Below are 8,537 nucleotides of genomic sequence, written 5' to 3' on the forward strand. Positions count from 1 at the left end.
GGTGCGCGTGGTCCTCTCGTCGGCGCCTGCGAGGTCAGCTGTCGGGTTCGGGCTGGAGAGGTAGCCCGGCCGTCGTCGTCGAAACGACCACGGCTTCACCCCAAGGAGCCGGTGGGCTCCAGGTCCCGGTAATGCGGTGGGACCCGATGGGTCCCCCGTCTCCATCCAAGTTGTGTCTCGTCGTCCCCGCGTACCAACGGATGGAGTTCGGCGCAGTTGGTAACGCGGCGGGCCGGTCGAAATGTGGGGGCTCGACGGCTTGGTCAAGACGGTAACGGGTCGCGGAAGTGGCGTCACCTTTTACCCGCCGCGGTGTTTCTCAGCGGGGCAAATACTAATAATTCTCTAAATTGCCAGGAAAGCTCGTTGTTCCAGCAGGTGACCGGCATCTCAACCTCGCCGTAGCCATCCCGTGATCATTCCGTTATGTGATGTAAATCACGGAATAGGGAACCGATCGGGGCCCCGACTAACCGCCGGCAAACGGCGGCAGCACATCGACGGTCTGGGTGTCGCCGAGCTCGGTCGCCATGTCGCGCACCGCAACTCCGTCACAGAGATAGGAGCAGCGGGCGAGGACCTTCGCCAGCTCGGGTCCCTTCTCCCGCAGGGCCTCGACCAGCTCGGCCACCGTCGCCCCGGACGGGAGATCGATCGAGTCGTCCTCGGCGCCCGCCGCCGCCCTGGCCGCGGCGTAGAAGCGCACGTTCACCCGCACCCGGGAGTCGGTCCGCATGCCCTAACCGCCGATCGCGCTCATCGGCCGGTCGGGCTGGACGAAATCGGGGTCGTTGATGCCGTGCCCGGCCGCCTTCGACCACATCGCGGCCCGCCAGGCCGCCTCGATGGTGTCGTCGTCGGCGCCGGAGCGCAGCAGTGCCCGCAGGTCGGTTTCCTCGCGGGCGAACAGGCAGTTCCGTACCTGCCCGTCGGCGGTGAGACGGCTGCGGTCGCAGGCTGCGCAGAAGGCGTGGGACACCGATGCGATGATGCCCACCCGGCCGGTCACGCCGGCGCCGTCGTGTACCTGCCAGAGTTGGGCGGGTGCCGACCCGCGCGGCGCCGGGTCGGGCGTCAGCGTGAAGTGCTGCCGCAGGGTGGCCAGCACCGCGTCGGCGCTCACCGCGCGGTCGCGTCGCCACGAATGTCCGGCATCCAGCGGCATCTGCTCGATGATGCGCAGCTGGTAGCCCTCCCCGAGGCAGAACCGCAGCAGTGCGACGGCGTCGTCGAGGCCGGTCACCGGATCGAGGACGGCGTTCACTTTGACCTGGTGCAGTCCCGCCGACCGGGCGGCACGCAGTCCGGCGAGCACATCGGCCAGCCGGTCGCGGCGGGTGATGGCCGCGAACCGCTCGCCATCCACGGTGTCCAGCGAGACGTTGATGCGGTCCAGGCCGGCCCGCTTGAGCGCGTCGGCGCGCCCGGCCAGCCCGATCCCGTTCGTCGTCAGCGTGATCTCCGGACGCGGATCCAGGTCCGCCGTCGCCGCGACGACCTCCTCGAGGTGGGCCACCACCAGCGGCTCGCCCCCGGTGAATCGGACGCCGGTGATGCCGAGGCGGGTGACGGCGATGCGCAGTAGCCGGATCAGTTCCTCGGGCGACAGTTTCTGGTCGCCCGGCAGCCAGTCGAGGCCTTCGGCGGGCATGCAGTAGGTGCAGCGCAGGTTGCACAGGTCGGTCAGCGACACTCGCAGGTCGGTCGCGACCCGGCCGAAGGTGTCGATCAGCGGCCCGTCGACCGGAGCGGGGGACAGGGTGCGGTGCACGGTCGGCACACCCAGCGCGACCACGGTCACCGCAGGGCTCCGGAGGGCGCGTTCACGGCATCGACCGGCACGATCTCCTTGCCCAGCGGCCACAGCGACACCGGGATCATCTTGAGGTTGGCCAGGGCGAGCGGGATGCCGATGATCGTGACGGCCATCGCGATCGCGGAGGTGATGTGGCCGATGGCCAGCCACACCCCGGCGACGATGATCCAGATGACGTTGCCGACCAGTGCGCCGGGCCGCGGACCGGGCTTGTCGACGATCGTGCGGCCGAACGGCCACAGTGCGTAGAGCGCGATGCGCAGCGCGGCGAAGCCGAACGGGATCGTGATGATCAGCACGAAGCAGATGAGAGCGGCCAGAAGGTAGCCCAGCGCCAGCCACAGGCCGCCGAAGATCAACCAGATGACGTTGAGTATCAGTCGCATCTCTTCCTCCAGCGGTGCCGTCAGCCTACCGACATAAGGGGATGCTGGCCGTGCCGGCGTCCGAGTAGGATCACCCAGGACGCGTCCCGGCGCAGGCGGGACGCTTACTTTATGGCTTCTTACAGACAAGCGGGTGAGATCCAGTGCCTACCGGCCGGGTGAAGTGGTACGACGCGGAGAAGGGCTTTGGGTTCCTGTCGCAGGAAGACGGTGAGGACGTCTATGTGCGTTCTTCGGCGTTGCCGGCGGGTGTCGAGGGCCTCAAGGCCGGGCAGCGGGTGGAGTTCGGTGTGGCCGCGGGCCGCCGCGGCCCACAGGCACTGAGCCTGAAGCTGATCGATCCGCCGCCGAGCCTGACCAAGACCCGCCGCGAAGCCGCGGCCACCGAGCACAAGCACACCCCCGACGAATTGCACGGCATGGTCGGGGACCTGATCTCGTTGCTGGAGAGCGCGGTGCAGCCCGAGCTGCGTAAGGGCCGCTACCCCGACCGCAAGGTCGCCCGCCGGGTCTCCGATGTGGTCAAGGCGGTCGCCCGCGAACTCGACGCCTGAGCCTGGGCCGGTTTGGGCGCCGTGTTTGGCGGCGCCGGCCGATCCCGGTTCCCCTCAGTCGATTCTGCCGATGCAGCGTGGGGGTGCGGTTGGCCGAACCGGTGGGTGACGCCGAGCTGATCATCCCGATCAAGTGGTGGCGGGTACTGTCGCGGTCCCTGTACTCCTTCGGCGTGGTGGCTCTGCTGGCGACGGGCCTGGTGTCCTATGCGGTCGGGGAAGGAGCCGGCGCCGGCGTCTCGGTGGCGATCGCGACCACCGCCGGATTGCTGTGGGTGTTCGGCGCGTGGCTGATTGCGCGCGATGACCTTTACACCATCCGCGCGGGGCGCCTGCGGTTGGACAGCGACGGGTTCACCTTCGGCGGCCACCGCTGGCTGTGGGCGGAGATCGCGCAGCTCTACGTGTCGCGGGAACACGACGGCGAGGCGGCGACATCCTGCGCATCGCCGTCGTCTACCGCCCGGGCTGTTCGGCGATGGCGCCGAGTCGGACACCGATCAACCCGTCGGACTTCAGGACCGGAGACGGTCAGCTCGTCGACATTCTGAACGGGTGGCGCAGGCGACACGGGGTGCCGGCCGCCCCGGGCGACGAACCGGAAGCCTGCTGACGGCGCGGGAGGTAGAAAGTATGGCCATGAGCTATGTGGCCGATCCGTCGAACGCCGGCGGCGAGTTCAACCGCGATACCGCCTACATCACCACCCGGATCACCGCCGACGGGCGCGACGGCTACCCGGTCGAGCCCGGTCGCTACCGGCTGGTGGTCGCCAGGGCATGCCCATGGGCCAACCGCACCATCATCGTGCGCCGGCTGCTGGGGCTGGAAGACGTTCTGTCCATTGGCTTTTGCGGCCCCACTCACGACGAGCGGAGCTGGACCTTCGACCTCGATCCCGGCGCGGTCGACCCGGTGCTGGGCATCCACTTCCTCCGCGACGCCTACAACAGACGGATCCCCGACTACCCGAAGGGCATCACCGTCCCCGCGATCGTCGACGTGCCCAGCGGAGAGGTGGTCACCAACGACTTCGCCCAGATGACGCTCGACTTCTCCACCGAGTGGGCGGCCTTCCACCGCGACGGCGCACCGCAGCTGTATCCCGAACCGCTGCGTGACGAGATCGACGAGGTGGCCAGGCGCATCTACACCGAGGTGAACAACGGCGTCTACCGCTGCGGCTTCGCCGGCTCGCAGCGCGCCTACGAACGCGCGTACGACCGGTTGTTCGCCGCGCTCGACTGGCTCTCCGAGCGGCTCGCCGGCCGGCGCTACCTGGTCGGGGACACCATCACCGAAGCCGACGTCCGGCTGTTCACCACGCTGGCCCGGTTCGACCCCGTGTATCACGGTCACTTCAAGACCAACCGCAGCAAGCTCGCCGAGATGCCGGTGCTATGGGCCTACGCCCGTGACCTGTTCCAGACGCCGGGTTTCGGTGACACCACCGATTTCGTCCAGATCAAGCAGCACTACTACATCGTGCATGCCGACATCAACCCGACCGGCGTGGTGCCCGAGGGCCCCGAACTGTCCAACTGGCTGACGCCACACGGCCGGGAAGCGTTGGGCGGCAGGCCGTTCGGCGACGGCACGCCGCCCGGGCCGATGCGCGAGTGTGAACGCGTGCCCGAGGGGCATTCGGCCGGCTAGTTCCACACGGTGCGCACCGACCACTCCGCGTGTGGCACCGGGAATTCGTTGCCGGCCTCGTCGCGGACCAGCGTGGGTAGTTGTACCGCGATGCCGGTGAGGCGGCCCCGATGCGGGTCGACCGTCGGGATCGTCACCGCCAGCCGGGTGCCGGGGCGGAACTCCTCGACGAGATCGTCGCCCTCGTAGGCGCGCAGCAGCACCCACGGTGCGCGGCCGATCGCCGGCGGCACCGACAGCTGAACCGGGTCGCGGCCCGTCACCGGCAACTCGCCCTGCTCGGCGGGGACGATGCAGTCGGTCGGGTCGAGCACCTGGCAGTAGCGATACGGCCCGACACGGGTGAGGTGCCCGTGCGAGTAGGCGGAGATCTCCGGGAGCCGGGGAGCACGGTCCCGGGTCAGGCGCCAGATCAGCGCACCGGTCACGATCGAGGCGAGCACGGCGACCAACACGAGCGCAGCGACGACTCGTTTCACTCGTGGGTCCCGGCGGTGGCGCCGGCAGGCACACCTTCCTGTTCGGCGAACACCGGACGATTGCCGCCCAGGCCCGGAACCAGCGACTCACCGCGATAGCTGAGCACGGTCTGGGCCAGCCCGAGGATCAGGATCGCGGTGATGGTGGTGAACCCGGCCCACAGATCGGTGTAGATAAGCACACCGGTGGCGCCGCCGGCCACCCAGGCCAGCTGCAGCAGCGACTCGGAACGGCCGAACGCCGACGCGCGCGACTCCTCGGGCAGATCGTCCTGCAGCGACGCATCCAGCGACGCCTTGGCGATCGCGCTGGCGCCGGAGGTGACCAGCGTGGCGGCGGCGGCGACCAGCAGGTTGCCGGTGACGGCGGTGGCCAGTGCCATCGCGGTGACCGCGATGGCCGCGCGCACCACCGTCAGTGCCGGATGGCCCAGCTTCATGCGCGCCGCGGTGAAGTTCCCGGCGAAGTTGCCGATCGCCGCGGCTGCGCCGATCAAACCCAGGATGCGCAACTGCTCCCAGCCGCTGGCCTGGTGGGCCTTGGCGACGAAGGCCGGGTAGAGGAACAGGAATCCCACCATCACCTTGACCGTGCAGTTGCCCCACAGGGCGGTGATGATGTTGCGGCCCAACGGCTGCCGGGCTTTGGCGCGCGGCCGCTCGGGTTCGCGGCGCAACTCCCCACTTCCGCCGTGGTAGCTCAGGGTGGCCGGCACCTCACCCTCGGTCACCTCGACCCACTTCGGGATCCGCATCGACAGCACGGCGCCCGCCATCGTCGCGGCGACCACGACGTAGAGCGCACCGGGCATCTGGAAGAGGTTGAACCCCCACTCGGTCGCGGCGGCGATCGCGCCGCCGATCATCGTGCCACCGAGCAGGCCGAACGTGGTCAGCCGCGAGTTCACCCGGACCAGGTCGATCGATGGCGGTAGCACCCGTGGCGCGACCGCGCCGCGCAGTACCGAGAACGACTTGGACAGCACCATCATCCCCAGTGCGCACGGGTAGAGCACCCAGGACGGGAAGCTGCCGGTCGCGCCGTCGTAGTTGGCGATGAGCACCACTGCCAGGACCGTGCGAAGGACGAACGACGCTGCCAGCGCGACACGTCTGCCGTGTTGCAGCCGGTCCAGCGCGGGCCCGATCAGCGGGGCGATGACGGCGAACGGGGCGATGGTGATGAGCAGGTAGAGCGCCACCCGACTCTTGCTCTCAGCGGTGGCGGCCGCGAAGAACAGCGTGTTGGCGAGCGCCACCGCCATCGCGGCGTCCACCGCGAAGTTCGCGACCACCGGCCAGGTGAGTGCCGTCAGCCCGGATTTGTCCGCTCCGTCGGCGGTGGCGGCCCGGTGGACCAGGCCGTACATCTTGGTGCCCATCTCGCGGCTGCGGTACGCGGCGGCCCGGGTCACCGTGATCTTCTCACCGGCGCCCGGCCCGCTTCGGGACGGACCGAAGCCGTCCTTGTCGGACGCTGACCGGTGACGTCGCGCGCTGTCGTCCAGCGGCGGCAGCCACCGGTTGTCACTGTGGTCGGCCGGGCCGGTGGGCCGTGGCCTGCGCAATCCGGGGTTCATTCCGGGGTCGCTGGGGTAGTTGGCCATCCCTGGGTGTTCTCCCGCAGGAGGGCGCGGTGGGTAGTAGCGTCCACCGTCGGGGTCCCGGTGGTCACGCCGCGCTCCGGTCACGAGTCGATTCTCCACCATCGGGCCGACAGCTGGCGTGCAGGCGGCCGGTGTGGCTGCACCTTGTCCCCGTCGGGCAAGATTGGAGGCGATGGACAGCATGACCGAACCCTCTGAGCAGGACCTGACACCGGAGGCCGCGGCCGAACAGGCGGTGACGGTGGACGTCCCGCACGACCTCGAGGCGCTGCTCGTAGGTGCCGTCGACGAGGCCCGCGCGGCGATCGTCGAGTTCAGCGGCGAAGACACCGTCGGGGAATACCTCGGTTCCGGGTTCGAGGATCCGACTTCGGCCACCCACCGTTTCCTGGCGGAGCTGCCCGGATACCGGGGCTGGCAGTGGGCCGTCGTGGTGGCCGGCTGCCCCGGGGCTGCGCAGGTCACGATCAGCGAGGTCGTGCTGGTCCCCGGGCCGACGGCGCTGCTGGCTCCCAAGTGGGTGCCGTGGGAGGAGCGCATCCGCCCCGGCGACCTGAGCCCGGGTGATCTGTTGGCTCCGCCCGCCGACGATCCCCGCCTGACCCCCGGCTACACCGCGACCGGCGACCCGCAGGTCGATGAGGTGGCCCTGGAGGTCGGGCTCGGGCGCCGTCAGGTGCTCAGCCTGTGGGGTCGCAACGACACCGCGCAGCGCTGGCACGACGGCGACCACGGCCCCGGCTCTGCGATGGCCAGGGCGACCCGTCGGACATGCCGGGACTGTGGCTTCTACCTGCCGCTGGGCGGGGCGCTCGGGGTGATGTTCGGCGTGTGCGCCAACGAGTTCGCCTCGGACGGGCACGTGGTCGACGCCGAGTACGGCTGCGGGGCGCACTCCGACACACCCGCCCCGCCCGGAACCGGATCTCCGATGTACGACCCGTACGACGACGGCGTCGTCGAGGTGGTCGAGGTCGGCGCGCCGACCGAGGCCGATGCGGCTGCGGAGGCCGGTGCGCCTGCGGAGGCTGCCGCGCCTGTGTTTGACGTCGCGCCTGCGGAGGTGGGTGCTCCTGTGGACGACGCGGCGCCTGTCGAGGTGGGTGCTCCTGTGGACGACGCAGCGCCTGTGGAGGGCAGCGCACCTGCGGAGGGCAGCGCACTTGCGGAGGCTGCGGCGCCTGTGGTTGACGTCGCGCCTGCGGAGGTGGGTGCTCCTGTGGACGATGCGGCGCCTGCGGAGGGCGGCGCACCTGCGGAGGGCAGCGCACCTGCGGAGGGCGGCGCACCTGCGGAGGGCAGCGCCACCGCCGACGCTCTGCCGCCTGCCGGGGACGGTGCGCCTGCCGAGGACGCCGGCGAGAGCTAGCCGCCCCGAGTTATCCCCAATTGCGGTTTCATCCACAGATCGGCCTGGGGTCGAGCCTCGGAGGCTCCTGTTCGTACAGGTGTTCGATAGCGTGGGGTTATGGGTCAGTTCGTCACCGCAGAGGCCGCGCGCCAGCGACTCGGCGCGCTGCTGGATGCGGTCGACGCCGCCCAGGCCGAGCTGCGGGCCGTGCCCTCGGATGCGGTCGGTCACGGGTTTCGCCTCGAGATGGCCGAACGCCTGGAGCGCCAGCAGCGGGTCAACCGCGCCCTGATGTACCGGGTGGTCGATGAGCTGGCCGACCCGCCCGACGAGACCGGCCCCGCCCCGGATCTGGTGCCGCGCCTGGCGGCCCGGCTGCGGGTGTCGACCCGCGAGGTCAAACGCCGCATCAAGACCGCCGCCCGGATCACCCCGCGCCGCCAACTGGCCGGCCCGCCGCTGCCGGCCGAGTTGGCGGTGGTGGCGCAGGCCGTGCACAACGGAACCCTGGGTGAGGATCACCTGCGGGTGATCCTCAAAACCCTGGGCCGGTTGCCGTCGTGCACCTCGGCCACCGACCGCGCCGACGTCGAACACACCCTGGTCCGCGAAGCCGGCCGCCATGACGCCGATTTCGTCGAGGAACTCGGTGATCACCTCGACGAGGTGTTCAACCCCGACGGGCACT

Annotated in this window: 9 protein-coding genes, 1 pseudogene and 1 riboswitch; of the genes and pseudogenes, 5 read left to right on the top strand and 5 right to left on the bottom strand. The window is 70.0% G+C overall.

All coding sequences use genetic code 11. From position 1 onward, the window contains the following. Window positions 1–8: 8 nt before the first annotated feature. Window positions 9–223: riboswitch (cyclic di-AMP (ydaO/yuaA leader) on the bottom strand. A 246-nt stretch (window positions 224–469) separates the two neighbouring features. From JDV09_RS09710 to JDV09_RS09720, 3 genes are read right to left on the bottom strand one after another with little or no spacing between them, the layout of a single operon-like run. Next, on the bottom strand, window positions 470–736 hold the full coding sequence (locus JDV09_RS09710; RefSeq protein WP_221368915.1) for a MoaD/ThiS family protein: 267 nt from the start codon (window positions 734–736) through the stop codon (window positions 470–472). A gap of 3 nt (window positions 737–739) precedes the next feature. Further along, on the bottom strand, window positions 740–1,801 hold the full coding sequence (gene moaA, locus JDV09_RS09715) for a GTP 3',8-cyclase MoaA (RefSeq protein WP_221368916.1): 1,062 nt from the start codon (window positions 1,799–1,801) through the stop codon (window positions 740–742). Then, window positions 1,798–2,202: a YccF domain-containing protein gene (locus JDV09_RS09720; protein ID WP_221368917.1), complete on the bottom strand. Its 405-nt coding sequence runs from the start codon at window positions 2,200–2,202 to the stop codon at window positions 1,798–1,800. Before JDV09_RS09720 ends, moaA begins: the two co-directional genes overlap by 4 nt. A gap of 143 nt (window positions 2,203–2,345) precedes the next feature. Between JDV09_RS09720 and JDV09_RS09725 the strand changes: the two genes are divergently transcribed. The 3 genes from JDV09_RS09725 to JDV09_RS09735 all read left to right on the top strand — a co-directional run bounded on the left by JDV09_RS09725 (window position 2,346) and on the right by JDV09_RS09735 (window position 4,412). Continuing rightward, window positions 2,346–2,756: a cold-shock protein gene (locus JDV09_RS09725; protein ID WP_221368918.1), complete on the top strand. Its 411-nt coding sequence runs from the start codon at window positions 2,346–2,348 to the stop codon at window positions 2,754–2,756. A gap of 77 nt (window positions 2,757–2,833) precedes the next feature. Then, window positions 2,834–3,307 (top strand): hypothetical protein, encoded by a 474-nt coding sequence (locus tag JDV09_RS09730; protein WP_221368919.1) that lies wholly within the window; start codon window positions 2,834–2,836, stop codon window positions 3,305–3,307. Window positions 3,308–3,395: 88 nt separating this feature from the next. Continuing rightward, complete coding sequence (locus tag JDV09_RS09735) at window positions 3,396–4,412, top strand: glutathione S-transferase family protein (protein ID WP_221368920.1); 1,017 nt, start codon at window positions 3,396–3,398, stop codon at window positions 4,410–4,412. Here JDV09_RS09735 and JDV09_RS09740 read toward each other — a convergent pair. After that, a complete protein-coding gene (locus tag JDV09_RS09740) occupies window positions 4,409–4,891 on the bottom strand; it encodes a DUF2771 domain-containing protein (protein WP_221368921.1) in 483 nt (160 codons plus the stop codon). The two genes, JDV09_RS09735 and JDV09_RS09740, sit on opposite strands and share 4 nt — an antisense overlap. Beyond that, entirely contained in the window at window positions 4,888–6,582 is a 1,695-nt protein-coding gene (locus tag JDV09_RS09745) for an MFS transporter (RefSeq protein ID WP_372452879.1), read from the bottom strand. Before JDV09_RS09745 ends, JDV09_RS09740 begins: the two co-directional genes overlap by 4 nt. An 88-nt stretch (window positions 6,583–6,670) precedes the next feature. Here JDV09_RS09745 and JDV09_RS09750 point away from each other — a divergent pair. Further along, window positions 6,671–7,471 (top strand): annotated as a pseudogene (locus JDV09_RS09750) (DUF3027 domain-containing protein); the annotation flags it as partial. 495 nt (window positions 7,472–7,966) lie between these two features. After that, the coding region (locus JDV09_RS09755) for a DUF222 domain-containing protein (protein WP_221368924.1) at window positions 7,967–8,537 on the top strand (571 nt) is incomplete at its 3' end.

Source organism: Mycolicibacterium xanthum, from assembly GCF_019710635.1.
Lineage (GTDB): Bacteria > Actinomycetota > Actinomycetes > Mycobacteriales > Mycobacteriaceae > Mycobacterium > Mycobacterium xanthum.

Excerpts from the sequence above, each read along its gene's own strand:
- JDV09_RS09720 (WP_221368917.1), bottom strand. The coding sequence starts at position 2,202 with ATGCGACTGATACTCAACGTCATCTGGTTGATCTTCGGCGGCCTGTGG.
- JDV09_RS09735 (WP_221368920.1), top strand. The coding sequence starts at position 3,396 with ATGAGCTATGTGGCCGATCCGTCGAACGCCGGCGGCGAGTTCAACCGC.
- JDV09_RS09710 (WP_221368915.1), bottom strand. The coding sequence starts at position 736 with ATGCGGACCGACTCCCGGGTGCGGGTGAACGTGCGCTTCTACGCCGCG.